Origin of the sequence: Pseudomonas cuatrocienegasensis (assembly GCF_900110925.1) — a bacterium.
GTDB lineage: Bacteria > Pseudomonadota > Gammaproteobacteria > Pseudomonadales > Pseudomonadaceae > Aquipseudomonas > Aquipseudomonas cuatrocienegasensis.
The window spans coordinates 84,580-111,017 of record NZ_FOFP01000013.1; the positions used below are offsets into that span (position 1 = coordinate 84,580).

The window sequence follows — 26,438 nt, forward strand, 5'->3', positions numbered from 1 at the left end:
TAGCACCTCCGCGCCCGCCGACGCTAAGACCACGCGGGCCCGTCCGACAGGTCGATATTGAATGAAGATGATTGCCCGCCACACCGCCGGCCTTTTACTCGCCGCGCTCTGCTTGCCCTTCACCGCCACCGCTGCAGCACCGCAACCGACCCACGAATTCAGCCTCGATAACGGCCTCAAGGTCATCGTGCGCGAAGACCACCGCGCACCCGTGGTGGTCAGCCAGCTCTGGTACAAGGTCGGCTCCAGCTACGAGACGCCCGGCCAGACCGGTCTGTCCCACGCCCTGGAACATATGATGTTCAAGGGCAGCGCCAAACTCGGTCCTGGCGACGCCTCGCGGGTGCTGCGTGAACTGGGCGCCGAAGAGAACGCCTTCACCAGCGACGATTACACCGCCTACTACCAGGTCCTGGCGCGCGACCGCCTGGCCGTGGCCTTCGAGCTGGAAGCAGACCGCCTGGCCAGCCTGCGGCTGCCACCGGAGGAGTTCAAACGCGAAATCGAAGTGATCAAGGAAGAACGGCGTCTGCGTACCGACGACCGCCCCTCCAATCTGGCCTTCGAGCGCTTCAAGGCCATGGCCTACCCGGCCAGCGGCTACCACACGCCGACCATCGGCTGGATGGCCGACCTCGAGCGCATGACTGTCGAGGAGCTGCGCACTTGGTACGAAGCCTGGTACGCCCCCAATAACGCCACCCTGGTGGTGGTCGGCGACGTCAGCGTCAGCGAGGTCAAGGTGCTCGCCGAGCGCTACTTCGGCCCCATCCCGGCGCGCACGGTGCCGCCGGCGAAGATGCCGCTCGAGCTCGCCGCCCCTGGCGAACGGCGCATGACCCTGTACCTGAAGACCCAACTGCCGAGCCTGATCATGGGCTTCAACGTCCCCGGTCTGGCCACCGCCGAGGCACCGCGCCAGGTACACGCACTGCGCCTGATCGCCGCCCTGCTCGACGGCGGTTACAGCGCGCGCCTGCCGACCCGCCTGGAACGCGGCGAGGAACTCGTCTCCGGTGCCTCGGCCTGGTACAACGCCTACCCGCGCGGCGACAGCCTGTTTATCCTCTCGGCAACGCCCAATTCGCAAACCGGCAAGACCCTGGAGCAAGCCGAAGCCGGCCTGTGGCGCGAGCTGCAAGACCTGCAGGCCAAGCCGCCATCGGCTGAAGAGCTGGCCCGGGTGCGCGCCCAGGTGATTGCTGGCCTGGTCTACGAGCGTGATTCGATCACCAGCCAGGCCACCACCATCGGTCAGCTGGAAACGGTTGGCCTGTCCTGGAAGCTGATCGACCAGGAGCTGGCCGAGCTGGAAGCCGTGACCCCGGCCGACATCCAGGCCGCTGCCAAGACCTTCTTCACCCGCGACCGCCTCAGCGTCGCCCATGTATTGCCCGAGGAAAACCGCGATGAGTGACCGTAACGGCCTACGCTATGGCCTGCTCGGCCTGGTATTGATCGCCCTGCTGGTGGTGATGGTGCTGGTCTTCCAGCGCCCCGAGACACCGACAGATACCCCCACAGCAGCCGCCCCGGCTGCGGCGCCTGTGATTGAGTCGCTGGCCGCCCTGGACCAGCAGGCGCCGAGCCGTCGCGACCTGAACATCCAGACCTGGCAGACCGCCGAAGGCGCCAAGGTGCTGTTCGTCGCCGCCCCCGAGTTGCCGATGTTCGACCTGCGCCTGATCTTTGCCGCCGGCAGCAGCCAGGACGGCGACACCCAGGGCCTGGCCATGCTGACCAACGCCATGCTCAACGAAGGCGTTGCCGGCAAGGACGTCGGCGCCATCGCCGCCGGTTTCGAGGGCCTGGGTGCCGAATTCGGCAACGGTGCCTACCGCGACATGGCAGTAGCCAGCCTGCGCAGCCTGAGCGCAGCCGAGCAACGCGAGCCAGCCCTGGCGCTGTTCACCGAAGTCCTCGGTGCACCGACCTTCCCGGCCGACTCCCTGGCGCGGATCAAGAACCAGATCCTCGCCGGCTTCGAGTTCCAGAAACAAAACCCCGGCAAACTCGCCAGCCTGGCGCTGTTCGAGCGCCTCTACGGCAACCATCCCTATGCCCACCCGAGCGAAGGCACACCCAACTCGGTGCCGAGCATCAGCCGCGAACAGCTGCAGGCTTTCCACGCCCGCGCCTACACCGCCGGTAACGCGGTGATCGCCCTGGTCGGCGACCTCTCGCGCGCCGATGCCGAGGCCATGGCCGCGCGCGTCTCCGCCGCCCTGCCTGCCGGCCCGTCCTTGCCGCCACCGGCTGAGCCGAGCGTACCGGCCCCTGGCCCCAGCCATGTCGAGTTCCCTTCCAACCAGACTCACCTGATGATCGCCCAGCTCGGCATCGACCGCCGCGACCCCGACTACGCTGCGCTCTACCTCGGCAACCAAGTGTTCGGCGGCGGGGGCTTCGGCACCCGTCTGATGACCGAAGTGCGCGAAAAACGCGGCCTGACCTATGGCGTCTACTCCGGCTTCAGCGCCATGCAGGCGCGCGGCCCGTTTATGATCAACCTGCAGACCCGCGCCGACCAAAGCGCCGGCACCCTGCAACTGATCAAGGACCTGCTGGCCGACTTCATCGCCAAGGGCCCGACCCAGGAAGAACTGGACAACGCCAAGCGTGAAATGGCCGGCAGCTTCCCGCTGTCCACCGCGAGCAACGCGGCGATCGTCGGCCAGCTCGGCTCCATGGGCTTCTACGACCTGCCGCTGACCTACCTGGAAGACTTTATGAACCAGGTCCAGGCGCTGACCGTCGAGCAGGTGCGCGAGGCCATGGCCCGTCACCTCGACAGCGATGCCCTGGTGATCGTCACGGCCGGGCCGACGGTCGAGCAGAAAGAACTGCCGCCGCCCAGCGACACACCGATCGAACAACCCACTGGCGTGCCGGAGCACTGATGCGCAAACCCAACAAGGCCGCACCCGCCCACGGCGGCGACGGCCAACTGCGCATCATCGCCGGGCAATGGCGCTCGCGGCAGTTCAACTTCCCCATGGCGGCGGGGCTGCGGCCCACGCCAAACCGGGTGCGCGAGACGCTGTTCAACTGGCTGGCGCCCTATGTCGAAGGCGCCAAGGTGCTCGACCTGTTCGCCGGCAGCGGCGCGCTGTTTCTCGAAGCGTTGTCACGCGGCGCCGGCAGCGCCCTGGCCCTGGACCTCAACCCAGCGGCCATCGCCAGCCTGCGCAGCCACCTGCAGACGCTGAAATGCGACAACGGCCAGCTGCAGCAGGTCGACGCCCTGCTCTACCTGCAAGGCCCGGCGGCTGCGCCCTATGATCTGGTATTTCTCGACCCGCCCTTTGGCCAGGAGCTGCTGTTGCCGGCCTGCACCCTGCTGGAGCAAAACGACTGGCTCGCGGCGGACGCCTGGGTCTACACCGAAAGCGAACAACCGCCCTCCAGCCTCGGTATGCCCGGTAACTGGCGCCTGCACCGCGAACAAAAAGCCGGCCAGGTGTATTACGCGCTGTGGCAGCGCAACGCTGCGCTGTAGTCGCGGCTAAAGCCCCTCCCACGGATTGGTGCCGGTAGACCGGCTCAAGCATCCAAACAATCTTGTGGGAGGCGCTTTAGCGGCGAGCTTTTGGCCGGGTACTATCCAAAGCAATCTCTTGGCACGCAGGCGCGACAGCCCCATGACCTCACTGCTCAACAGTCATCTGTCACCCCTGGCGATGAGCGCTTGGCAGCGCCCCAACCATCACTTGAGGCGGGTCTGCATTCTGAGGAGTAAAGGGCGATGACTCCCGAGCATCTGGCTCAATTACTGCGCGCTGGTGAAAGCCTGACAGTCGAGTTCAAACGCGCCCGCGAGGCACTGAACCGCGACGTCTACGAGACCATCTGCGCCTTTCTCAACCAACGCGGCGGCACCTTGGTGCTGGGCGCAGCAGACGATGGCAGCATTACCGGCATCGCCCCCGAAGCGGTGACGCAAATCCGCAAGGATCTGGTCAACACCCTGCACAACACGCAGAAGATCAACCCGCCGATGCAGCTGGCACCCGAACAACTGGAGCTGGACGGGCAGATTCTGCTGGTACTGAGCGTGCCGGAAAGCTCCCAGGTGCATAGCTGCACTAACCGGGTATTTAGCCGTAACGAGGATGGCGACTTCGATATCACCGGCCACTCGCAGCTGCTCGGCGAGCTGTATCTGCGCAAGCAGGTGAGTTACAGCGAGAACCGCATCTTCCCGTTTATCCGCCTGGACGACCTACGCAGCGATCTGATCGAGCGCGTACGGCATAACGTGCGTCTGCAGCGCAGCGGTCATCCCTGGGCCGAGCTGGATGATCTGGAGCTGCTGAAAAGCGCGCGGCTGTATCAGCGCGACTACCAGACCGGTGAGGAAGGTATCTCCATGGCCGGCGCGCTGCTGTTCGGCCGCGACGAGGTGGTGCTGGGCGTGGTGCCGCATCACCGCACCGACGCCATCCTGCGGGTGCAGGACCTGGACCGTTACGACGACCGCGACGATATCCGCACCAACCTGCTGGAGAGCTATGACCGGCTGATGGCATTTGTCGGCAAGCATATTGCCGATCCCTTCTATCTGGAGGGTGATCAGCGCGTCAGCCTGCGTGAGCGGATCTTTCGCGAGGTGGTGGCCAATCTGCTGATCCACCGCGAATACCTCAATCCGTTTCCGGCCAAGCTGATTATCCAGCGCGACCGGGTGACCACCGAGAACAGCAATAACCCCCACGGTATGGGTCTGCTGCGCCCCGACGACTTCGCCCCCTCGCCGAAGAACCCGGCCATCGCCCGGATCTTCCGTGAAATGCAGTGGGCCGAAGAACTGGGCTCCGGGGTGCGCAACCTGTTCAAGTACGCCCGTGCCTTTGGCGGGCAAGACCCGTTGCTCAGTGAAGACTCGATCTTCCGGGTGAGTGTGATGCTGCCGCCATTGGCAGGTAACGCAGCAGCCAGCCAGGCAGGGGCGGAGTCGAGGGTAGAGTCACAGCCAGAGTCACAGCCAGAGTCGCAGCCAGAGTCACAGCCAGAGTCGCTGGAAATCCGGATACTGCGTTGCCTGCTGAGTGGCGCAACGAGCAAAGCGAGTCTTTCTAGCGCACTGGGGCAAAAGAGTATCTCCGGGCCGCTCAACCAGGCGGTACGTCAGCTTCTGGCTGCTGGCCGGGTCGAGTACACCCAACCGGACAAACCCAATAGCCGGCTGCAAAAATACCGCCTGACGCCCGCCGGGCAGGCGCACCTGAATCAGCTGGACGATTAAACAATGAGCAGCACTTTCAAACCCGCCTGGTGGCTCCCCGGCCCGCACCTGCAGACCCTGTGGAATCCAATGTGCCGCAAGCCGCCGCAGCTTGCGCGCACGCGCGAACGGCTGTGGCTGGCCGATGGCGACTTTCTCGATCTCGACTGGCACGGTCCCCAAACAGCCAACGCACCATTGGTGCTGGTGTTGCACGGCCTGACCGGCTCATCCAGTTCGTTATATGTGCTCGGCCTGCAACAGGCCCTGGCGGCACGCGGCTGGGCCAGTGTGGCGCTGAACTGGCGCGGCTGTTCCGGCGAGCCGAATTTGTTGCCGCGCGGTTATCACTCCGGCGCCAGCGAAGACCTTGCCGAAACCATTGCCCACCTGCGCGCGCAGCGGCCGATGGCGCCGCTGTATGCGGTCGGCTATTCGCTGGGCGGCAATGTACTGCTCAAGTACCTGGGCGAGAGCGGGGCTGATAGTCAGCTGCAGGGCGCAGCGGCGGTCTCGGTGCCGTTCCGTCTGGATCAGTGCGCAGACCGTATCGGCCTGGGCTTCTCGCGGGTTTACCAGGCGCACTTTATGCGCGAGATGGTCGCCTACGTGCAGGGCAAGCAGCGCTCGTTCAGCGACCAGGGTCAGGCAGATCGCCTGTCAGTGCTTGAGCGTCTCGGCCCGCTGGACGGCATGCGCACCTTCTGGGATTTCGACGGCCGCATTACTGCGCCCCTGCACGGCTACACCGACGCCGCCGACTACTACGCCCGCGCCTCGAGCCGCTTCTACCTGGGGCGCATCCAGACACCGACCCTGCTGATCCAGGCCGAGGACGATCCCTTCGTGTTCCGCCACAGCCTGCCAGAACCCGCCGAGCTGGCGCCCGGCACCGAGCTTGAGCTGCACGCCCATGGCGGTCATGTCGGCTTCGTCGCCGGCACGCCCTGGCAGCCGGACTACTACCTGGAACGGCGCATCCCCGCCTGGTTGGCGGGGCTGGCCTGAGTCACTTGGCGGCGAGCTGTTCCGGCATCGCCGAGGAGTGGTGCTTGAGGATTTTCCATTCACCCGCGACCTTCTGGTACACGAAGGTGTAACGCGCTTGCACGTTACTCACCTTGCCGTCCTGGGTCAGGGCGAAAGTATAAACGCCGGAGTCGATAGCCGCATCAGGGCCTACCTGGCGAATTTCACGCATATTGATCGTGCCGACCGGTTTGGCCTGCAGAAAGTGGTCGAAATAGTCTTGAATCTCTGCATGGTTGACGCGCACCCGATTGGATACCGTGGGCTGCAGAACGGCGTTTTCGGCATACAGGGCTGTGACCTTGGCCGAGTCACCGCTCTGCAGGGCCGCATTCCAACGGTCGAACAGGCTGGCGATTTGCTGATCCTGCACCTCGCTGGGCACTGCGGCGGTGCCGGTGTAAACATAAGGCGCCTCAGCGGCCTGAACCAGCGGTGCAGACAGGGCGAACAACAGGGCGCAGGAACTGAACAAAGGTTTCAACATGGTCTTGTCTCCGGCTAAGGGTGGTGCCGTGGGTGACACCGTGATGCCAGAATGCGCGCCCAGGCCCGCCTGCACATCGGCCAGATGGGGCAGCCGGCCTATGCCAGGTGGCAGATGCGCATCGTGGCCCAGAGCATTAGGCTACGGCGCCTTGTGACGCCCAACTATGCGGAGGCGCAGATGCTGCACACCTCACCCGACAGCGTGCTGGCTCTGCGCGCCGATTACCGTCAGGCGCAAAGTCGCGCTGCGCGCCTGCGCCTGCTGGTGGAAAGCGGTCGCGCCCTCAATGCCCTGCCCGCCGCCGAAAGCGGTGCGTTAGCCTTGCAACGCGCCTGCAGCTTCTGCGCCATGGATGGCGGCGTCCTGCTGCAAATACAAGCCGATGGCCGCGTTGCCGTCACGGCGGGCTTCGGCCCGGTGGCGCTGCAGCAACAGCTCGCCAACCTGCCCTGGCAGGGCGCGACCCAGGTACTCGAAAATCCACAACCGGAGTTGCCGCTGGCGCTCTGTTTGCCGCTCTACGCCGCGTCGGGCGAAGCCTTCGGCGCCTTGTTGCTGGGCAATGCCAGCGCCATGCGCTGCCCAGACGAGGAAGACCTCGAAGCCCTGCAACTGCTTGCCACCCTGCTCGCCGGGCACCTGCAGAACAGCCAGTTGATGGACGCCCTCAGCGCCCGCGAGCGCAGCATGTCAGAGCTGGTGCACCAGCAGATGACCGCCCAGGAAGACGAGCGTGCGCGCGTGGCTTACGACCTGCACGATGGCCTGGCACAAACCCTGGCAGGTCTGCATCAGCACTTGCAGGGTTTTGCTCAACATCGCCAGTTGAACGACGACCTGCGCACAGCACTGGCGCCGATCCTGCAACTGGCGCAGCGCAGTATGGGCGAAACGCGCCAGGCGATCAGCGGCCTGCGCCCCACCCTGCTGGATGACTTTGGCCTGGCACCGGCTCTGGACCGCGAACTCGACCGCCTGCGCGCCCTCGGCCGCCCCGTGCAGTGGTTGCAACGTGACGCCCAACGCCTGCGCCCAGCGGTGGAGATCGCGCTGTTCCGCATTGGCCAGGAGGCCATCAATAACATCTGCAAGCACACCGACGCGGGGGCGGTCAGCCTGGATTTGCACCTCGACGGCGATACCGTCCACCTACAGGTTGAGGATCAAGGCCAAGGCTTTATCGCGCCGGCACAGGGCACCTCGACAGACGGGCAGGGCATTGGCCTGGTCGCCATGCGTGAGCGCTGCCTGCTGCTCGACGGGCACTTCAGTTTTTACAGCCAGCCCGGCCAAGGCACGCGCCTGCAGGCCAGGATTCCACGGGCGCTGCCCGACCAGGAGCAGCCATGAGCGCGCCGATTCGCCTGCTGCTCGCCGACGACCATGAGGTGACCCGCGCCGGCTTCGCCGCCATGCTCGCCGACTGCCCCGAGTTCTGCATCGTCGGCCAGGCGGTGGATGGCCGTCAGGCCCTGGAGCTGTGCGCCGAGCTAAATCCGGACATCGCCATCCTCGATATCCGCATGCCGCACCTCAACGGCCTGGCCACCGCGCGTCTGCTGCATGAGCGCCTGCCGGCGATCAAGGTACTGCTGTTCACCATGTACGACAGCCCCGATCACCTGGAGGCAGCGATCAGCGCAGGGGCCATGGGCTATCTGCTCAAGGACGCCAGCCGCCAGGAGGTCATCGACGGCCTGCGCCAGGTCGCGGCCGGGCAGAGCGCGCTCAATGGCATGGTCAGCGCCCAACTGCTGCGCCGCGTGGTCGAGCGCGGGCAAACCGGTGCGGCCGTCAGCAATGCCCTGACCCCGCGCGAGCGCCAGGTGCTCGGGCTGATCGCGGGTGGTTTTACCAACCGCGAAATCGGCGAAAAACTCGGCATCGCCACCGGCACGGCCAAGGCCCATGTCGAGCGGGTGATCGGCAAACTGGGCGTCGCCGACCGCACCCAGGCCGCCGTGCAGGGCCTCGCCCTGGGCTTGGTGGCGCCAACCGAGGGCCATGCGTGAAGCCCCTGGTAACGCGCTGGACCGACCGCCCGCTGCGCAGCAAAAGCCTGGTGATCATCGCCCTGCCCCTGGCGGTGCTGTTGATTTCCCTGGTGCTGGTCTATATCACCGAACGTCAGACCTCGCGGGTCGAGGACGATGTGCGCCGCGCCCTGCGCGTGCAAGGCGACGTGCAGGCAGTGCACAGCCTGCTGGCCGAAGCCGCGGCCAGCGTGCGCGGTTACCTGCTGATCCAGCGTAACGACTTTCTGCCGTCCTACCGCAGCGCCGTGGAGCGTATCGACAGCGCCCTGCAGCGCCTCGATACGGACATACGCGATCCGCAAATGCGCAGCAGCCTGCAACGCCTGCGCCCGCTGATCGTGATCAAGCTGCAGGGTCTGGAGCAGCTCATGGCCCTCGCCAGCAGCGAAGACAGGGCCGCGATGACGCGCATTCTGGTCGATAACAAGCACGTACTCGATGACCTGCGCCTGGAGATCCAGCAGATGCTCGAACGCGAGCAAGCCCTGCTTGATGAGCGCAATGTCGAGGCCGGCGCTGTGCGCTCGCGCATGCTCCTGGCCACCGGGCTGTCTGCCGCATTCGGCGTGCTTGGTGCGCTGTTCGCCGTGTCGCTGTTATCCACAGGTATCGTGCACCGCGTGCAGCAGGTCGAACGCAACGCGCGGCGCCTGGCCCTTGGCCAACCGCTGATCGCCCACGCCCCGGGCGCCGATGAAATCGGCCAGCTTGCCGCCAGCCTGGAAGAGGCCGGGCAACTGCTGGCCGAACGCGAGCGGGCCTTGCGCGACAACGAAGAACGTCTGCGCCTGATCATCGACGGGGTCAAGGAGTACGGCATTTTCGGCCTCGACCCCAGCGGCCACGTCACCTCCTGGAACACCGGCGCCGAACGCATCAAGGGTTACCGCGAGGCAGACATCCTTGGCCGGCACTTCTCCCTGTTCTACCCACCCCAGGCCCGCGACACGGCGCCGCCGCACGCCCTGCAAGTGGCCACCCGCGAGGGCCGCTACGAGGAAGAAGCCTGGCGCCAGCGCCGCGATGGCTCGCTGTTCTGGGCCAACGTGGTGATCACCGCGCAACGCGATGCCAGCGGCACCTTGCGTGGGTTTTCCAAGATCACCCGCGACATCACCGACCGACGCAACGCCGAGGCCGCCTTGCGCACCGCCCGTGAAGAGGCGGAAAACGCCAGCCGGGCGAAAAGCGAATTTCTCTCGCGCATGAGCCACGAACTGCGCACCCCGCTCAACTCCATCCTCGGCTTCGCCCAATTGCTGGAAATGGATAAGGGCACGCCGGCGCAACAGGCCCAGATCCGCCATATTTTGCGTGCCGGGCGGCATCTGCTGGGGCTGATCAACGAAGTCTTGGACATCGCCCGCATCGAATCCGGACGCCTGGCGCTAAGCCCCGAGCCACTGGCGCTGCGCCCGCTGCTGCAGGAAGTCAGCCTGCTGCTCTCGCCCCAGGCTGCTGCCGCCGACATCCGCCTGCACCTGCCAGGCGACCTGCCGGCAACCCTCAATGTGCAAGCCGACCGCCAGCGCCTGGTGCAGGTGCTGCTCAACCTGCTGTCCAATGCGATCAAGTACAACCACCGCGGCGGGCAGGTCGAGGTGCAGGTCGAGGCCGACGCCCGCGAGGTCGCCCTGAGCGTGATCGACAACGGCCCCGGCATCGCGCCCGAGGACCAGCAGCGCCTGTTCACCCCGTTCGAACGCCTGGGCGCCGCCACCAGCGAGGTCGAAGGCACCGGCCTGGGCCTGGCCCTGAGCAAGAGCCTGCTGGAACAGATGGATGGCAGCTTGAGCGTGAACAGCGCGCCCGGCCAGGGCAGCACCTTCCGCCTGACCCTGCCACGGTCGCAGGCGGGCAGCGTGGTACTGCCTGCCGACACAATAGCGCCGAGCGCCTCGGGCAGCCTGCCAGCGCCACCCGAGCAGCCCCTGCGCGTGCTGTGTATCGAAGACAACCTGTCCAGCCTGGCGCTGATCGAAACCCTGCTGTCGCGCTGGCCACAGGTGCAGGTGATTTCGGCCATGCAGGGGCAGTTGGGCCTGGACCTGGCCTGGCAGCACCGTCCCGAGGTGATCCTGCTGGACCTCGACCTGCCTGATCTATCAGGCCAGGAGGTACTCAAGCGCCTGCGCCTGAATGCCAGCAGCGCCGCCACCCCGGTGCTGCTGATTACCGCCGACGCCAGTGCCGCGACCCAACGCGCGCTGCTGGAGGCCGGCGCCACCGCCGTGCTGAGCAAGCCGCTGCACGTACCGACCTTTCTCGCCACCCTGCGCCAGCACCTGGATGCTGCGCAGCCGGCGGCCACCCAGCCGGAGTAACACGATGGCCAGCCATGAACCCGCCGAGGATTTTCGCATTCTGGTGATCGACGACCAGCCCGCCAACCTGGAGCTGGTCGAACAGTTACTGGCCCGCGAAGGCCTGCACAATGTACTCAGCTGCACCGATCCGGCCCAGGCGCTGGCCCTGTTCAGCAGCTTCGAGCCGGATCTGCTGATCCTTGATCTGCACATGCCCGGCCTCGACGGTTTCGCCGTACTCGAACAGCTGCAGCGGCGCATCCCCGCCGACGACTACCTGCCAATCCTGGTGCTTACCGCCGACGCCACCCGCGAAGCCCGCCTGCGCGCCCTGGCCCTGGGCGCGCGGGACTTTATCAGCAAACCGCTGGACGCCATCGAAACCCTGCTGCGGGTATGGAACCTGCTCGAAACCCGCGCCCTCTACCGCCAGTTACGCCGCCTGCAACCCGACCACCCACCCCTGCGGGCCAGGCCTGTGGGGCTAGGGTCTTAGCTCAAAGCACCTGCGCCAGCGGCACATGCAGCCTGGCGTACAACGCCTCCACCGCTTCGCGCGCGCTGGGGGTGATATAGCCGCCTTCCAGCGCCAGCACCTGATAGATACCGCGGCGCAGCATGTCCTGGCTAAGGTCGTCCGAGCTGCCGCGGGAGGTGCCCAGGAAACGCACCCAGGAGGTCATGATGATCCAGCTGTTGAGCGCCAGCGCTTCGATCTGCGCGGCATCCATCAGCAGAATGCCGGCCTCGACGAAACCACGGTAGATGTCCTGGGCCTGCACCAGGCAGCGCTGGGCGAACTGCCGGTAACGCGCGGCCAGCTCGGCGTCGCTTTCGAGCAGGTGCTCCAGGTCACGGTGCAAGAAGCGGTAGTGCCACATCGCGGCGAGCAGGGCTTCGAGGTAGAAGGTCTTGTCGGCCACGGTCAGGGCGCGCCCGCTGGGGCGGCGCAGAAAGGTGTCGACCTGGCTTTCATAGACGGCGAACAGCTCGGCGATGATCGCCTGCTTGTTACGGAAGTGGTAGTACAGGTTGCCCGGCGAAATACCCAGGTGAGCGGCGATATGGTTGGTGGTGACACTGCGCTCGCCCTGGGCGTTGAACAGCTCCAGGCTGGCCTGAATGATGCGCTCGCGGGTTTTCAGTGGGGCTGGCATAACGGCTCGTTCTTGTTGCAAAAGCCTAGTGTCGCGACACCAATCATCTGTTGCACTCTGTAGGAGCGAATTTATTCGCGATAGATCTTGCAGCGCTGAAAGTGTCGCGGCTAAAGCCCCTCCCACGCCGGCTGACATTTGATGCGAGACCCTAGCACAGGTACAGGCTAAAGCAGCCGAGGTGTTTCCCCAGACGCCTCTGACAGGTGGTGGCCGCCTCGCATTTGACAGATTAGAGTAATTGCTCTAAAAATCCAGCACACCCTTTTTTGCAGCGACGCAGCCCGCCTGACGCCCTGCATTGCCGCAATGCCGAGGAGCTGGACCATGGCCGCCGCCGACGTCGCCTATCTGGAAAACAGCCTGCAACAGAGCCAACAGCAGCTCAGCCAACTGGCCGATACCTTTGCCCGCCAGCGCCTCGCGTTCAAGGCCAACCCCCTGCCCGCCGCCGAGCAGCGCATCGCCTGGCTCAAGGCCCTGGCCGAGCTGCTCAGCGCTGAGCGCGAGGCGCTTATCCGCGCCATCTCCGAGGATTTCAGCAACCGCAGCGCCGACGAAACCCTGCTTGCCGAGCTGATGCCCAGCCTGCACGGCATCCACTACGCGACCAAGCGCATCAAGAAGTGGATGAAGCCGTCGCGGCGCAGTGTCGGCATGCAATTTATGCCGGCCTCGGCCAAGGTGATCTACCAACCACTGGGCGTGGTGGGGGTGATAGTGCCGTGGAACTACCCGCTGTTTCTCGCCATTGGCCCGCTGGTTGGCGCCCTGGCAGCCGGCAACCGGGCGATGATCAAGATGAGCGAGTCGACCCCGGCCACTTCGCAGTTGATCAAGGACCTGCTGGCCAAGGTCTTCCCCGAGGACCTGGTCAGTGTGGTGCTCGGCGAAGCGGATGTGGGCATGGCCTTCTCCAAACTGCCGTTCGACCACCTGCTGTTTACCGGCGCCACCAGCATCGGCAAGCATGTGATGCGCGCCGCCGCCGAGAACCTGACCCCGGTGACCCTGGAGCTGGGCGGCAAGTCACCGGCCATCGTTTCGGCTTCCGTACCGCTGACGGACGCTGCCGAGCGCATCGCCTTCGGCAAGACCCTGAACGCCGGCCAGACCTGCGTGGCACCGGATTACGTGCTGGTGCCCAAAGACCGTCTGGAGGGCTTTGTCGAGGCCTACCGCGACGCGGTGCAGCGCTTCTACCCGACACTGGCGGACAACCCGGACTACACCGCGATCATCAACCAGCGTCAGCTGCAGCGCCTCAAGGGCTACCTGCAGGACGCCGAGAGCAAGGGCGCGACCATCATCCCGCTGTACCCCGCAGCCCAGGGCCGGCGCATGCCCCAGGCCGTGCTGCTGAACGTGACGGATGAGATGAAGGTCATGCAGGACGAGATCTTCGGCCCGCTGCTGCCGGTCATCCCCTACGACAAGCTGGAAGATGCCTTCGCCTTTATCAATGAGCGCGACCGGCCGTTGGCGCTGTACTACTTCGGTTACGACAAGGACGAACAACAGCGCGTGCTGCACGAGACCCACTCTGGCGGCGTATGCCTCAACGACACCCTGCTGCACGTAGCCCAGGACGACATGCCGTTCGGCGGCGTAGGCCCGTCCGGCATGGGCCATTACCACGGCCATGAGGGTTTTCTGACCTTCAGCAAGGCCAAGGGTGTGTTTATCAAGCAGCGCTTCAATGCCGCCCGGATGATCTACCCACCCTACGGCAAAGCCCTGCAAAAGCTGGTGTACAAGCTGTTCGTCCGTTAATTGCGGTGCGCCCTGGCTAGCCAGGGCAGCCGCCTGCATCGGTGATAACAATAAAATGCACGACACCACTTTTGCTCTGCCCCAGCTGTCGCGGCGTAACCTGCTCAGGGTCGGCCTGTTGGGTACTGCGCTGCTCGGTACCGCCGGGCTGACCGCAACCCTCAGTGGCTGCTCGGCGAGCACGCCCAAAGCCGGTTTTGCGGTGATCCGGGAAACCGACCTGGCCTTTCTTCAGGCGCTGATCCCGGTGATGCTCGAGGGCGCCGTACCGCCTGCGCAGATGCCGGCGGCTGTCAGCGCCACGCTCCAAGGCCTCGACTACAGCCTTAATCACCTGTCGCCGGAACTGCTCAAGCTGACCGTGCAACTGCTCGACGTGCTCGCCCTGCCCCTCACCCGCGGCCCGCTGACCGGCGTCTGGGGCAGTTGGCAGCAGGCCTCGGCCGCCGATGTTCGGGCGTTTCTCGCACGCTGGCAGAACAGTTCCATTGGCTTGCTGCAGATGGGCCATGCCTCCTTGCTGCAACTGGTGATGATGAGTTGGTACAGCCGCCCCGAGTCGTGGGCGCACTGCGGCTACCCCGGCCCACCGACCGTCTGACGGCGCGTCGATCCCGTAGGGTGCGCCGCGCGCACCGGCTGAACCTGTTTTTTGGTGCGCACGGCGCACCCTACAGGCCTAACCAGTAGCCGCATCACTAGCCCGCCGCAGAACCGGCCAGAATAAGAAAGAGAGCCTCAAATGCCCGTACCCGATCTGTTCAAGCAAGGCCTGGCGAGCGGTTGGACAACCTACGACGGCTCGCGCCTGGACCACGACCTGACCCTGGAAGCCGATGTGGCCATCGTCGGCAGCGGCGCGGGCGGCGCTACCACGGCGGAAATTCTCAGCGCGGCCGGCTTCAAGGTGCTGCTGATCGAGGAAGGCCCGCTGAAGACCAGCGACGACTTCAAGATGCTCGAAGAACAGGCCTACGCCGAGCTTTACCAGGAAGGCATCGGCCGCATGAGCAAGGACGGCGCCATCACCATCATGCAGGGCCGTGCGGTGGGCGGCACCACCCTGATCAACTGGACCTCAAGCTTTCGTACACCCACTCCGACCCTGGAACACTGGGCCAGCGAGCACGGCGTCAAAGGCCACAGCGCCGAGGACATGGCGCCCTGGTTCGAGCGCATGGAGCAACGCCTGGGCATCGCACCCTGGGCCATGCCACCAAACGCCAACAACGCGGTGATCAGCAGTGGCTGCGACAAGCTCGGCTACAGCTGGCAGACAATCCCACGCAATGTGCGCGGCTGCTGGAACCTCGGCTACTGCGGCATGGGCTGCCCAGTCAACGCCAAGCAGTCGATGCTGGTCACCAGCATTCCGGCGACTCTGGATAAAGGCGGCGAGCTGCTGTACTTGGCGCGCGCGAACAAATTGCTGATCAGCGGCGAGCAGGTCACGGGGATCGAATGCCTCGCCATGGATGCGCGCAGCGTGGCGCCCACGGGTCGTACCATCACCGTCAAGGCTCGGCATTACGTGCTCGCCGGCGGCGGCATCAACACGCCGGGGCTGCTGCTGCGCTCAGGCGCGCCCGACCCGCACCAGCGCACCGGCAAACGCACCTACCTGCACCTGGTCAACTTCTCGGCGGCGCTGTTCGAGCAGGTGATCAATCCCTTCTACGGCGCGCCGCAGTCGGTCTATTCCGACCACTTTCAATGGCATGCCGGCACCGCCGGGCCGCTCTCCTACAAGCTCGAAGTGCCGCCCCTGCAACCGGCCATCGCGGCCACCCTGCTCGGCCACTTCGGCGTCGACAACGCCCTGCGCATGGAGCAACTGCCCAACACCAACGTGATGCTGGCGCTGATGCGCGACGGCTTCCACCCCGACAGCGCCGAAGGCCGTGTCGAGCTGCGTGGCGACGGCAGCCCGGTGCTCGATTACCCGATGACCGACTACACCTGGGACGGCATCCGCCGCGCCTTTCACAGCATGGCCGAGATCCAGTTCGCCGCCGGGGCCAAGGCGGTGATGCCGATGCACAGTGACGCGGGCTACGTTAACACCCTGGCCGAGGCGACCCGCCTGATCGATGACCTCAGCCTGACGCTGTACCGCACGCGCCTGGGCAGCGCCCATGTGATGGGCGGCTGCGCCATGGGCGAAGACCCGCGCCAGGCGGTCACCGACAGCCTCGGCCGCCACCATCAGCTCGGCAACCTGTCGATCCACGACGGCTCGCTGTTCCCAACCAGCATCGGCGCCAACCCGCAGCTGTCGGTCTACGGCCTGACCGCCAAGCTGGCCAGCGCCCTGGCCGCGCGCCTGTCGCACGGGTGAGTCAACCGGGTATCCGCCTGACTTGGCCGGCGGGGCACGCTGCGCTACCATCCGACTCCCACACGACCCGGCCAGGACGTCACGATGAATCGAGTGTTATACCCAGGCACCTTCGACCCTATTACCAAGGGTCATGGCGATCTGGTCGAGCGCGCATCGCGCCTGTTCGACAGCGTGATCATCGCCGTGGCCGCCAGCCCGAAAAAGAACCCGCTGTTCCCGTTAGAGCAACGTGTCGAGTTGGCCCGCGAAGTGACCAGCCACCTGCCCAACGTCGAGGTCATGGGGTTCTCCACCCTGCTCGCGCACTTCGCCAAGGAGCAGGGCGCCAATGTGTTTCTGCGTGGCCTGCGTGCGGTGTCGGACTTCGAGTACGAGTTCCAGCTGGCCAACATGAACCGCCAACTGGCCCCGGACGTGGAAAGCCTGTTCCTCACGCCGTCGGAAAAGTATTCGTTTATCTCCTCGACCCTGGTCCGTGAAATTGCCGCACTCGGCGGCGATATCACCAAGTTCGTCCACCCCGCCGTGGCCGACGCCCTGCAAGAGCGCTTTCGCAAGAGCTGAAGCCCACTCGTGGGAGGCGCTTGAGCGGCGACTGTCGCAGCTCAAGCGCCTCGCACAAAAGCCTGTACATCCGGGTTGCATGGCACAACCCGCAGCAATCCGGCACAATTCGCGCCATCGTTGTCTGCCAGTGTCGAGGCCCACGCCTCGACAGGAGTTGTTCCATGTCCCTGATCATCACCGACGACTGCATCAACTGCGACGTCTGCGAGCCCGAATGCCCGAATGCGGCGATCTCCCAGGGCGAAGAAATCTACGTGATCGACCCCAACCTGTGCACCGAATGCGTCGGCCACTATGACGAGCCGCAGTGCCAGCAAGTGTGCCCGGTGGACTGCATCCCCCTCGACGAAAACAACGTCGAGAGCAAGGATGAGCTGATGCACAAGTACCTGATCATCACCGGCAAGGCGTAACCATGATGCATACCCGGCAGCCGTCCATGCACCTGTTGCTAGGCGCGTTGTGCCTGGTACTCAGCTTCGTCGCCCAGGCACAGCAGCAACCTGGTCGGGCCGCTATCGCCAGCGCCCACCCCGCCGCCAGCGTGGCCGGCGAAGAAACCCTGGCCCAAGGCGGCAACGCCTTTGACGCGGCGGTCGCCATCAGCGCTGCCCTGGCAGTGGTCGAGCCCTACGGCTCGGGCCTGGGCGGCGGCGGTTTCTTCCTCCTGCGTGAAGCCGGCGAAACCCCGGCCTTTCGTTTTATTGATGCCCGCGAGCGCGCGCCCCTGGCCGCCGATGCCGACCTGTACCGCCGCGACGGCAAGGTCCAGCGCGAGCTGTCGCTGAACGGCGCCCTGGCCGCCGCGATCCCCGGCCTGCCCGCCGCCCTGGTCCACCTCGCCGAACGCTACGGCCGCCTGCCCCTGGCCGACAGCCTGGCCCCGGCCATCCGCCTGGCCCGCGACGGTTTCACCGTCGACCGGGTCTACCGTGAGCGCGCCACCTGGCGCCTGGCCGCCCTGCGCGATGACGCCGAAAGCGCCCGCCTGTTCCTAACCGACGGCGAAGTGCCGGCCGAACGCACCCTGCTGCGCCAACCCGAGCTGGCCGCCACCCTGCAGCGTCTGGCCGAGGCCGGCCATGCTGGCTTCTATGCCGGGGCAATGGCAAAGACCCTGGTCGAAGGTGTGCGTGCCGCCGGCGGCATCTGGCAGCTCGACGACCTGCGCCAGTACCAGGTGGTCGAGCGCGAGCCGCTGCGGGTCAGCCTGAATGAACAGCGCGAGCTGATCAGCGCCCCGCCACCGTCGGCCGGTGGCTTGGCCATCGCCCAAAGTCTGCTGATGCTGCAAGAGCTGCCCTGGCGCGAGGCGGCGCCGGTGCAACGCACCCATTACGTGGTCGAAGCCCTGCGCCGCGCCTACCGTGACCGCGGCCTGCTTGGCGACCCGGACTTCGTGCGCAACCCGACCGCGCAACTGCTGACACCCGAGCATCTGCACAGCCTGACCCGGAGCATCGACCCCGAGCGCGCCACGCCCAGCGACCAGCTGGAAGCCGCGCCCGGCATCCATGAAGGCGATCACACCACCCACTTCTCGGTGCTCGACGCCCAGGGCAATGCGGTGGCCGCCACCCTGTCGATCAACCTGCCATTCGGTGCTGCCTTTACCGTGCCGGGCACCGGCGTGCTGCTCAACGACGAGATGGACGACTTCGCCGCCGATGTCGAAGGTGCCAACGCTTATGGCCTGGTCGGCAGCCACGCCAATGCCATCGCTGCCGGTAAGCGCCCGCTGTCGAGCATGAGCCCGACCTTTATCGACAGCCCCGAGGCCTTCACCAGCTTCGGTACACCGGGCGGCAGCCGCATTCCGAGCATGGTGCTGTTGTCGATCCTCGCCTATCTGGATGAGCAGCCCATCGAGCAATGGCCCGCCGTGGCGCGCTACCACCACCAGTTCCGCCCTGACGTGATCGAGCACGAGCCGGACACCTTCAGCGTCGAGCAGCGCCAAGCCCTGGAAGCCCGCGGCTATACCCTCAAGGCCCTCGAACGCACCTACGGCAACCAGCAGGTGCTGCGCTGGAACAAGCGCGACAATCAGGTCGAAGCAGCCAGCGACCCGCGCGGTATCGGCACCGCTGTGGTCACCCCCTAACGACCTACTGGCACAGCGCCACACCCCATGCTAGCCTGCGCGCCCCGCGCCTCCTGGGCGCGGCAGGATTACTATGGACAGTCGTAAGGAATACCCATGCCGTACATGCGAATGCTGTTTGCCGCGACCCTGATCGCCCTCACTACCGGCTGCGCCAGCGGCCTGAACTCCTACCAGAAATCCGAATACGCCTACTTCAAATCCAAGGGGATGGTCGTCGAGGAAAAGAACCCCGGCGCGGGCGCGGCATTGGGCCTGCTGCCAGGCGGCGGCTCGTTCTACGGCCGTGAATATGGCTTTGGTGTGGTCAACCTGCTGTTCTGGCCGCTGTCGATTCTCTGGGACCCGATCAGCGGCTATGACGCCTCGACCACCATCAACTACCACGCCACCAAGGAACACGTGGCCAGCCTGCAGTCCAAGGAAATGGACGAACTCGACAGCGCACTCGCCACCGGCGAGCTGACCATGGCGCAGTACACCCTGGCCAAGCGCAAGATCGACAAGAAATACCGCTACAACTGAGGCACAGGTCGTTCGCCCCTGCGCAGGTGCAACAGCCAACTCGGGCCTAGCCAATAAAAAACGCCGCGCTCCTCTCGGAACCGCGGCGTTTTTTGTACCAGCCGCCTAAGCGGACAATTTAGTTCTGCTGATAACCGCTGGTGGTGCAGCCCAGGCAACGTACGAAGGCTTCACGGCCTGGCTCGACCACCAGCGCCTGACCGGCTTCGCCGACATTACCGCCCAGCGCAGTGAACGGCAGGCTGACCACAAAGGCTGCCGCACCAATGATAGTGGCACCGATCAGTAATGGTCGGGCGATCACCAGGTCGCCAATCATCGAGTACGCCTTCGGCGCTTCGACGGTGTAGGCGGGATCACCGCTGGTATTCTGCTGCGCCACGTCCGCCTGCGCCTGCAGCGCCAGCAAGCCAGTGGTCAGCGCCAGGACAACAGCGGTCGAACGGAACAGTTTCATGGCGGAATCCTTGAGGTCGGAGGTGGCGTGCCAGTAACTATAACAGCGCCTTGGCAAATGTCAGCGTGACGCCCGTCAATCGCCGAGAAACACGTATACCGCCGTTTTAGCCTGAAACACCGGCGATTGCACTACCCCACCGCGGACGACCCGTGCTCTTGGCGAGCCGAGCGGCCAATCAGCGCTGGCAGCGCGGGCAATAGACACTGGCACGCTGGCCCAGCTTGACCTCACGTAATGTGCTACCGCAGACCTTGCAGAACTCGCCGCCACGGCCATAAACGAACAGTTCCTGCTGGAAATAACCCGGCTGACCGTCACCCCCGACGAAGTCGCGCAGGGTGGTGCCGCCGCGCTCGATGGCATGGGCGAGGATGCGCTTGATCTCGCCAGCAAGCTTTACATAGCGCGCCCGCGACACGGTGCCCGCCTCACGCCGTGGGTCGATACCGGCGGCAAACAGCGCCTCGGAGGCATAGATGTTGCCGACGCCGACCACCACGGCGTTGTCCATGATGAACGGCTTGATCGCCATCGCCCGACCGCGCGACAGCTGGAACAATCGCTCGCCATCGAACAAATCGGTCAAGGGTTCGGGACCGAGCTTGCTCAGCAGCACATGCTCCAGCGGCGCCTGGCTCCAGAGCAGCGCGCCGAAACGCCGTGGATCGGTGTAGCGAAGCGCCAGACCCGACTCCAGCTCGATGTCGACGTGCTCGTGCTTGGCCGCAGGCAAGCCGCACTCGACCAGACGCAGGCTGCCGGACATGCCCAGATGGCTGATCAAACTGCCGCTCTCGGCGCGGATCAGCAGGTATTTGGCGCGCCGCTCGACCGCTTCGATACGCTGCCCGGACAGGCGGATGTCCAGGTCCTCGGGAATCGGCCAGCGCAGACGACGCTCGCGCACGATCACGCGGGTTACGCGTTGACCTTCGAGGTAAGGGGCAATGCCGCGGCGGGTGGTTTCGACTTCGGGCAGTTCAGGCATGGTGGTAGTCAGGGGGCAGACGGCGGGCGGCTACAGTAGCAGCAAGCGGCGGCGCCGGGAACGTGCGCTGGCGCCTCAGTTGGCGCCCAGATCGCGGATGCTCTCGCGCAGGTTCTCGAAGTCGTACTGCGAAAGCCCCACGTACTCCAACACCAATTGCTCGATGCTTTGCCACTCGTGGTCGACTGCTTGGCCGCCGAGGATCTGGTGGCAACGGCAAATGTGCTCGGCCATCTTGAGGATCGCCAGCAGGTTCTTCAGCGGTGCATCGCGCGGGCTGTCATCGCTGAAAATAATCAGGGCGTTGTGGTGGTTGGCAATCGCATCGCACAGGTGCAACGGCAGGTTCCACGACTTGGCGGTGAAATAGCCGACCACCGCATGGTTGGTGTTGAGCAGGCGGTTCTCGGTATCGACAATGCGCCGTTCAGCACTGGCACTGGCATAGGACTCTTCCAACACGGCCATGTAATTGGGAAAGCGCTTGAGCATCAGCGGGATGCCGCAATTGTGGAACAGCCCCAGGGTGTAGGCCTCATCCACCGCTTCGCTGCCAATGCGTTTGGCCAGGGTCAGACAGGTCATGGCCACGTCCTGGGCGGTGTCCCAGAAGCGGTTGAGGGTGACGATGGTTTCGTCGCTCATCTCGCCCTTGATCGACAGGGCATTGACCATGTTGATCACCGAACGGCTGCCGAGCAGGTTCACCGCCCGCTGGATCGAACTGACCCTGTTGGCCAGGCCGAAATACGGCGAGTTGACGATCTTCAGCAGCGCACCCGACAACCCGGGATCCTGGCTGATCAGCTTGGCGATCGCCTTGAGGTCCGGGTTAGGCATCACCTGCTCCATCTGCAGGTCGACCATGATCTGCGGCTGCGGCGGCACGCTGATGCCCTGCAGGACCTTGTGAATCTGTTCGGCGGTAAGTTCGTGTTCCATAGTCGGCGACTGCACGTAGAAAGGCTCAGTTTAAAGGCTGCTGACGAAAAACTGCGCAGGTTCATGGAATGCAACCATGCGCTCTGCTTGCACGGTTGCCGCGGCACGACGTGTGGACATTCTCAGTCTAGTAAACGGATTCTACCTAGACCCAAGCAATAGAGAAGAACAAAGCGCGCGCCTACGGCTAAAGACTAAACAGGCTAGCCTCGCCACCCTGACCGTCTGAGCAGGCGCTGCGCCCAGACTCATGGGCTTTGGTATACTCCCGCTCTTTTTTCGGAGCCATCCCATGACCCTGCCCAGCCTGCGCCTGAAAGCCAACGCCGATCGACGCCTGCGCGCCGGTCACCTGTGGGTCTACAGCAACGAGATCGACGTCGCCGCTACGCCCCTGGGTGCTTTTGCCCCCGGCGCCCAGGCGATCCTCGAGGCCGCCGGCGGCAAGCCGCTGGGGGTCGTGGCCATGAGCCCGAATAATCTGATCTGCGCGCGCCTGCTGTCGCGCGATACCCAGCACGTACTGGACAAGTCCCTGCTGGTACACCGCCTCAACGTCGCCCTGTCCCTGCGCGAGCGCCTGTTCGACCAGCCCTGCTACCGCCTGGTGTATGGCGACTCCGACCTGCTGCCAGGTCTGGTGGTTGACCGTTTCTTCGACATTCTGGTGGTGCAGATTGCCTCCGCGACCATGGAGCAGCACAAGGATGACGTGCTCGCCGCCCTGGTGCAGGTGCTCAAACCCCGCGGCATCCTGCTCAAGAACGACTCGGCGGCCCGCGATGCCGAAGGCCTCAATCGTTACGTGGAAACCGCTTTTGGCGTGGTGCCGGAATGGGTCGCCCTGGAAGAGAATGGCGTCAAATTCGAGGCCCCGGTGATCGACGGCCAGAAAACCGGCTGGTTCTACGACCACCGCATGAACCGCGCGCGCCTGGCGCCCTACGTCAAAGGCAAACGCGTGCTCGACCTGTTCAGTTACATCGGCGGCTGGGGCGTGCAGGCCGCCGCGTTCGGCGCCAGCGACGTAATGTGCGTGGACGCCTCGGCCTTCGCCCTGGATGGCGTCGAGCGCAACGCCGCGCTCAACGGCCTGACTGACCAGGTTGCCTGCGTCGAAGGCGACGTGTTCGAAGCCCTCAAGCAGCTCAAGGCTGCCGAAGAACGTTTCGACGTGATCGTCGCCGACCCGCCCGCCTTCATCAAACGCAAGAAAGACCTGAAGAACGGCGAGGCCGCCTACCGCCGCCTCAACGAGCAAGCCATGCGCCTGCTCAACAAGGACGGCATCCTGGTCAGCGCGTCCTGCTCCATGCACCTGGAAGAAGACAACCTGCAGAACATCCTGCTGACCAGCGCCCGCCACCTGGACCGCAATATCCAGTTGCTCGAACGCGGCGCTCAAGGCCCTGACCACCCGGTGCACCCGGCCATCGCCGAGACCCGTTACATCAAGAGCCTGACGGTGCGCCTGCTGCCCAACAGCTAGGAGCCTGTCGGACTTAACACTGTTCTACTGCGGAAAAGCCGGATTTGGTCATTTTTGCTGCTTTCCCTCGTTAAATAGCTTGCTATTCGCCTCGGTAAAGCAGCAAAACTGTCGCAAACCGATCTTTCCCTCGCTACGAACGGTCAAGTCCTACAGGCTCCTAGGTTCTTCACCCGCCCCGGCGCATGCGCGCCCAGTGGTCACACTCCTGATCCGCCCTGACTGAGGGCGGGCCAGGTCCGCCGCGTTCACCCCGTCTGCACGGACGCATGAATGACAGGGCTGCGTTTCGGCCAAAGCCCGCGCCTTTGCCGACATTCGCCGCCAGGCTCCCAGCGCTTTCCTAAAACTGACCCATACTCATTCGTCTGGTACTTAAGGAGGAGGGAGCATGGGCGATTATTCACAGGATGCCGCCCTATTCCGCGCGGTTTTCGACTCCGCACCACTGGGAATGGCACTGCTCGACCTTGAAGGGCGGCTGCAATACACCAACCCGGCACTGACACAGCAGCTTAAATACGCGCCGCATGCCTTGCTCGGCAAACCCCTCGTCGAGTTGCTGCACCCCCAGGACCAAAGCCCCTGCCTTGAGGCATTGGAAAAGGCCAAGCGCCTGCAACAGGATGTTGCCTGCGGCGAAATGCGCGTACAGCAGTGGGATGCAGATTATTTGTGGTTCCGCCTCAACCTCTGTCCGGTGTCCACAGCCGAAAACGCCACCAGTCATTACCTGGCACGCCTGGAACCACCGCCGACCAACCAGGCGCGGGCCGAGCAGGTCTATCTACTCAGCTTTGCCCTGGATTACACCTCTGACGGCGTGCTGCTGCTTGATGATCAACTGTCTATCCGCTACCTCAACGACGCTGCTAGCCACCTGCTGGGGCAAGCCAGGCAGTATTTACTGGGCCAAGGGATTGCCCAGGCGCTGCCGCCATTGGCCCTGCACAGTGACGACGACCTGCGCGAAGTCATTGATATGCAGCGAAAGCTCTCCCTGGAGCTGACCCATCCGGCCGATGCAAGGGGCTACCATGTCTCGGTGCAGTTCAACCGCTTCCGCTATGACCGCCGTGGGTACAGCCTGGTCCTGATCCAGGATGTCACTGACCAGCAGCGCATGGCGATCACCCTGCGACACAATGAAAGCCAGTTCAGAGCCCTGATCGAAAACACCCACGATGCGATCGGACGCCTCACGCCAGACTTCCGCCTGCTCTACGCCAACCCAGCTCTTGAAGCGCTCAGCCTGCGCCCACTGAGTCAGGCGCAGGGGCGCTCGGCCCGCTATGCCTTTGGCAATAACTCTCAGATCGATACCTGGGCCAACATGGTGCAGGCCGTGGCGAACAGTGGTACGTCAATGGAGGAAGAGCTGATCCACGGGGTCGATGGCCCGCCGGATCAGCAACAGCATTACCTCGTACAACTGGTCGCCGAGTACAACACCCGCGGCGAAGTCACCAGCGTCTTGTCGCTGGCGCGCAATATTACGGATATCCGTAAGGCTGAACGGCGTCTTGCCGAAAGTAATCAGCAACTGCGCGAACTGGCCAGCCGCCGCGAGTCCACCCGCGAGGAAGAGCGCAAGCTGATTGCCCAGGAAATTCATGATGAGCTGGGTCAGCATCTCACCGCTCTGCGCATGGGCATCTCGATGCTGCGCCTGCAGTTCGGCGAACAGGCCCCCGGCCTGAGCGATAAGGTTGAACACCTCATGGCGTTATGTGATCGAACCATTCAGGTGGTTCGTTCAATCGCCACTAGCCTGCGCCCTGCAGCCCTGAACATGGGCCTGTATCCGGCCCTGGAATGGTTGATTGGCGAGTTCCGCCAACACGCTCAAATCGCCTGCGAGTTCACCACCCACTGCGACGAGCCAGTTCTGGCCGACGACCAGGCGACTCGGGCATTCCGCGTGGTACAGGAGGCCCTGAATAACGTTGCGCGGCACTCCGGTGCCAGCCGAGCGGAGGTCAGCCTGGAACGGCTTGATGACATCTACAAACTGGACATAACCGACAACGGCTGCGGCTTTAACACAGCATCCGTCAGCAATCGCTCGCTGGGTTTGACCGGCATGCGTGAACGGGGCATCAGCCTGGGAGGAGAGGTCGTCATCTTCAGCTACCCCGGACAAGGCACCACCGTACAAGCGACGTTCCCCGTCAGCGTGCCCCAGGAGGTTTTGTGATACGCGTCCTTATCGCCGACGACCACGCCATCATGCGTGGGGGCCTCAAACAACTGATCGAGTTCGACAGCCACCTGCACGTCGTGGCCGAGGCGGAAAACGGCGGGCAGGTGCTTGAGCGGCTACGCGACAAAGCGGTCGACCTGCTGTTGCTGGACATGAGCATGCCTGGTTTGAGTGGTGAAGACCTGATCGCTCGGGTGCATGCCCATCATGCCAAGCTACCGATTCTGGTGTTGAGCATGCACAACGAACCGCAGATCGCGCAGCGTGCACTGCGCGCCGGAGCCAGTGGCTATCTGACCAAGGACCAGAACCCGGAAACCCTGCTTGCCGTGATCCACAAGATGGCCGGCGGCGGACGCTACCTGGACCCACGCATTGCCGAGCAGCTGGCCTTTGCCAGCACCTCGCCCGGCGAGAATGCCCTGAAGAACTTGTCCGACCGTGAGTTCCAGATCCTGCGCATGCTGGCCCAGGGCCTGAGTGTCAATCAGGTGGCCGAGCAACTGGTGATCAGCAACAAAACCGTCAGCACCCATAAAACCCGTCTGATGGAAAAGATGGGGTTTGCTTGCAACGCCGACATCATCAAGTACGCCCTGGCCCAGGGGCTGGCAGAGTAGGAGAATCCCTACAAAAAAGCAGGATGCTCCGAGGCTGTCATCGGAATCAGCCGATGTTCGCCTTTCTTTCCAAGCGCCACTCTGAGAACAGCCGCTCAGCCCTGCACAGACGGGCCTGCTGTTCAATGGAGTGTGAACGTGACAAACCCGGCCCCTGCTTCCATCCCTCTTTGGTTACCCACAG

At 64.5% G+C, this 26,438-nt stretch carries 24 protein-coding genes; 19 read left to right on the forward strand and 5 right to left on the reverse strand.

What is annotated here, in order from left to right:
* The first annotated feature begins 61 nt into the window (after positions 1 to 61).
* The 5 genes from BMW49_RS17415 to BMW49_RS17435 all read left to right on the forward strand — a co-directional run bounded on the left by BMW49_RS17415 (position 62) and on the right by BMW49_RS17435 (position 6,232).
* Positions 62 to 1,417 carry a M16 family metallopeptidase gene (locus tag BMW49_RS17415; protein ID WP_069518810.1) on the forward strand — a complete coding sequence of 452 codons (1,356 nt, stop codon included), beginning with the start codon at positions 62 to 64 and terminating at the stop codon, positions 1,415 to 1,417.
* Positions 1,410 to 2,900 carry a M16 family metallopeptidase gene (locus tag BMW49_RS17420; RefSeq protein WP_069518812.1) on the forward strand — a complete coding sequence of 497 codons (1,491 nt, stop codon included), beginning with the start codon at positions 1,410 to 1,412 and terminating at the stop codon, positions 2,898 to 2,900. Before BMW49_RS17415 ends, BMW49_RS17420 begins: the two co-directional genes overlap by 8 nt.
* Entirely contained in the window at positions 2,900 to 3,499 is a 600-nt protein-coding gene (rsmD, locus tag BMW49_RS17425) for a 16S rRNA (guanine(966)-N(2))-methyltransferase RsmD (protein WP_069518813.1), read from the forward strand. Before BMW49_RS17420 ends, rsmD begins: the two co-directional genes overlap by 1 nt.
* A gap of 246 nt (positions 3,500 to 3,745) precedes the next feature.
* Positions 3,746 to 5,245: an RNA-binding domain-containing protein gene (locus tag BMW49_RS17430; protein WP_069518815.1), complete on the forward strand. Its 1,500-nt coding sequence runs from the start codon at positions 3,746 to 3,748 to the stop codon at positions 5,243 to 5,245.
* 3 nt (positions 5,246 to 5,248) lie between these two features.
* Entirely contained in the window at positions 5,249 to 6,232 is a 984-nt protein-coding gene (locus tag BMW49_RS17435) for a hydrolase (RefSeq protein WP_069518817.1), read from the forward strand.
* Between the two features lies 1 nt (position 6,233).
* Here BMW49_RS17435 and BMW49_RS17440 read toward each other — a convergent pair whose 3' ends face one another.
* Positions 6,234 to 6,737 carry an SgcJ/EcaC family oxidoreductase gene (locus BMW49_RS17440; protein WP_371850870.1) on the reverse strand — a complete coding sequence of 168 codons (504 nt, stop codon included), beginning with the start codon at positions 6,735 to 6,737 and terminating at the stop codon, positions 6,234 to 6,236.
* Positions 6,738 to 6,920: 183 nt separating this feature from the next.
* Here BMW49_RS17440 and BMW49_RS17445 point away from each other — a divergent pair, with 183 nt between their 5' ends.
* Genes BMW49_RS17445 through BMW49_RS17460 form a run of 4 tightly spaced genes read left to right on the forward strand, consistent with a single transcriptional unit; the run spans position 6,921 to position 11,581 of the window.
* Positions 6,921 to 8,093 (forward strand): sensor histidine kinase, encoded by a 1,173-nt coding sequence (locus BMW49_RS17445; RefSeq protein ID WP_069518882.1) that lies wholly within the window; start codon positions 6,921 to 6,923, stop codon positions 8,091 to 8,093.
* On the forward strand, positions 8,090 to 8,755 hold the full coding sequence (locus BMW49_RS17450) for a response regulator (RefSeq protein ID WP_069518822.1): 666 nt from the start codon (positions 8,090 to 8,092) through the stop codon (positions 8,753 to 8,755). Before BMW49_RS17445 ends, BMW49_RS17450 begins: the two co-directional genes overlap by 4 nt.
* Positions 8,752 to 11,103, forward strand: coding sequence for an ATP-binding protein (locus tag BMW49_RS17455; RefSeq protein WP_069518824.1), 2,352 nt, complete (start codon positions 8,752 to 8,754; stop codon positions 11,101 to 11,103). Before BMW49_RS17450 ends, BMW49_RS17455 begins: the two co-directional genes overlap by 4 nt.
* 4 nt (positions 11,104 to 11,107) lie before the next feature.
* On the forward strand, positions 11,108 to 11,581 hold the full coding sequence (locus BMW49_RS17460; RefSeq protein WP_069518826.1) for a response regulator: 474 nt from the start codon (positions 11,108 to 11,110) through the stop codon (positions 11,579 to 11,581).
* 1 nt (position 11,582) lies between these two features.
* Here BMW49_RS17460 and BMW49_RS17465 read toward each other — a convergent pair whose 3' ends face one another.
* Positions 11,583 to 12,242: a TetR/AcrR family transcriptional regulator gene (locus BMW49_RS17465; protein ID WP_069518828.1), complete on the reverse strand. Its 660-nt coding sequence runs from the start codon at positions 12,240 to 12,242 to the stop codon at positions 11,583 to 11,585.
* Between the two features lie 327 nt (positions 12,243 to 12,569).
* On the opposite strand from BMW49_RS17465, the gene BMW49_RS17470 reads away from it, so the two are divergent.
* The 7 genes from BMW49_RS17470 (at position 12,570) to BMW49_RS17500 (ending at position 19,552) form a co-directional block, all read left to right on the forward strand.
* Entirely contained in the window at positions 12,570 to 14,015 is a 1,446-nt protein-coding gene (locus BMW49_RS17470; RefSeq protein ID WP_069518830.1) for a coniferyl aldehyde dehydrogenase, read from the forward strand.
* Positions 14,016 to 14,070: 55 nt separating this feature from the next.
* Entirely contained in the window at positions 14,071 to 14,616 is a 546-nt protein-coding gene (locus BMW49_RS17475) for a twin-arginine translocation pathway signal protein (RefSeq protein WP_069518832.1), read from the forward strand.
* Positions 14,617 to 14,757: 141 nt separating this feature from the next.
* Complete coding sequence (locus BMW49_RS17480) at positions 14,758 to 16,353, forward strand: GMC family oxidoreductase (protein WP_069518834.1); 1,596 nt, start codon at positions 14,758 to 14,760, stop codon at positions 16,351 to 16,353.
* An 84-nt stretch (positions 16,354 to 16,437) separates the two neighbouring features.
* A complete protein-coding gene (gene coaD / locus BMW49_RS17485) occupies positions 16,438 to 16,920 on the forward strand; it encodes a pantetheine-phosphate adenylyltransferase (RefSeq protein ID WP_069518836.1) in 483 nt (160 codons plus the stop codon).
* A 164-nt stretch (positions 16,921 to 17,084) separates the two neighbouring features.
* On the forward strand, positions 17,085 to 17,336 hold the full coding sequence (locus tag BMW49_RS17490; protein WP_069518838.1) for a YfhL family 4Fe-4S dicluster ferredoxin: 252 nt from the start codon (positions 17,085 to 17,087) through the stop codon (positions 17,334 to 17,336).
* A gap of 2 nt (positions 17,337 to 17,338) precedes the next feature.
* Complete coding sequence (ggt, locus tag BMW49_RS17495) at positions 17,339 to 19,027, forward strand: gamma-glutamyltransferase (protein WP_244168370.1); 1,689 nt, start codon at positions 17,339 to 17,341, stop codon at positions 19,025 to 19,027.
* 96 nt (positions 19,028 to 19,123) lie between these two features.
* Entirely contained in the window at positions 19,124 to 19,552 is a 429-nt protein-coding gene (locus BMW49_RS17500; RefSeq protein WP_069518840.1) for a hypothetical protein, read from the forward strand.
* Between the two features lie 118 nt (positions 19,553 to 19,670).
* On the opposite strand, the gene BMW49_RS17505 is transcribed toward BMW49_RS17500, so the two are convergent.
* From BMW49_RS17505 to BMW49_RS17515, 3 genes are all read right to left on the reverse strand, one after another.
* The gene (locus BMW49_RS17505) at positions 19,671 to 20,009 is read right to left on the reverse strand and encodes a multidrug transporter (protein WP_069518842.1); all 339 of its coding nucleotides are present in this window, start codon (positions 20,007 to 20,009) and stop codon (positions 19,671 to 19,673) included.
* Positions 20,010 to 20,187: 178 nt separating this feature from the next.
* Complete coding sequence (gene mutM, locus BMW49_RS17510; RefSeq protein WP_069518844.1) at positions 20,188 to 21,000, reverse strand: bifunctional DNA-formamidopyrimidine glycosylase/DNA-(apurinic or apyrimidinic site) lyase; 813 nt, start codon at positions 20,998 to 21,000, stop codon at positions 20,188 to 20,190.
* A gap of 75 nt (positions 21,001 to 21,075) precedes the next feature.
* Entirely contained in the window at positions 21,076 to 21,888 is an 813-nt protein-coding gene (locus BMW49_RS17515; RefSeq protein ID WP_167362816.1) for an HDOD domain-containing protein, read from the reverse strand.
* Between the two features lie 346 nt (positions 21,889 to 22,234).
* Here BMW49_RS17515 and BMW49_RS17520 point away from each other — a divergent pair, with 346 nt between their 5' ends.
* From BMW49_RS17520 to BMW49_RS17530, 3 genes are all read left to right on the forward strand, one after another.
* A complete protein-coding gene (locus BMW49_RS17520; RefSeq protein WP_069518848.1) occupies positions 22,235 to 23,431 on the forward strand; it encodes a class I SAM-dependent rRNA methyltransferase in 1,197 nt (398 codons plus the stop codon).
* Positions 23,432 to 23,822: 391 nt separating this feature from the next.
* The gene (locus tag BMW49_RS17525; RefSeq protein WP_069518850.1) at positions 23,823 to 25,628 is read left to right on the forward strand and encodes a PAS domain-containing protein; all 1,806 of its coding nucleotides are present in this window, start codon (positions 23,823 to 23,825) and stop codon (positions 25,626 to 25,628) included.
* A complete protein-coding gene (locus BMW49_RS17530) occupies positions 25,625 to 26,254 on the forward strand; it encodes a response regulator (protein ID WP_069518852.1) in 630 nt (209 codons plus the stop codon). Before BMW49_RS17525 ends, BMW49_RS17530 begins: the two co-directional genes overlap by 4 nt.
* Positions 26,255 to 26,438: the final 184 nt, after the last annotated feature.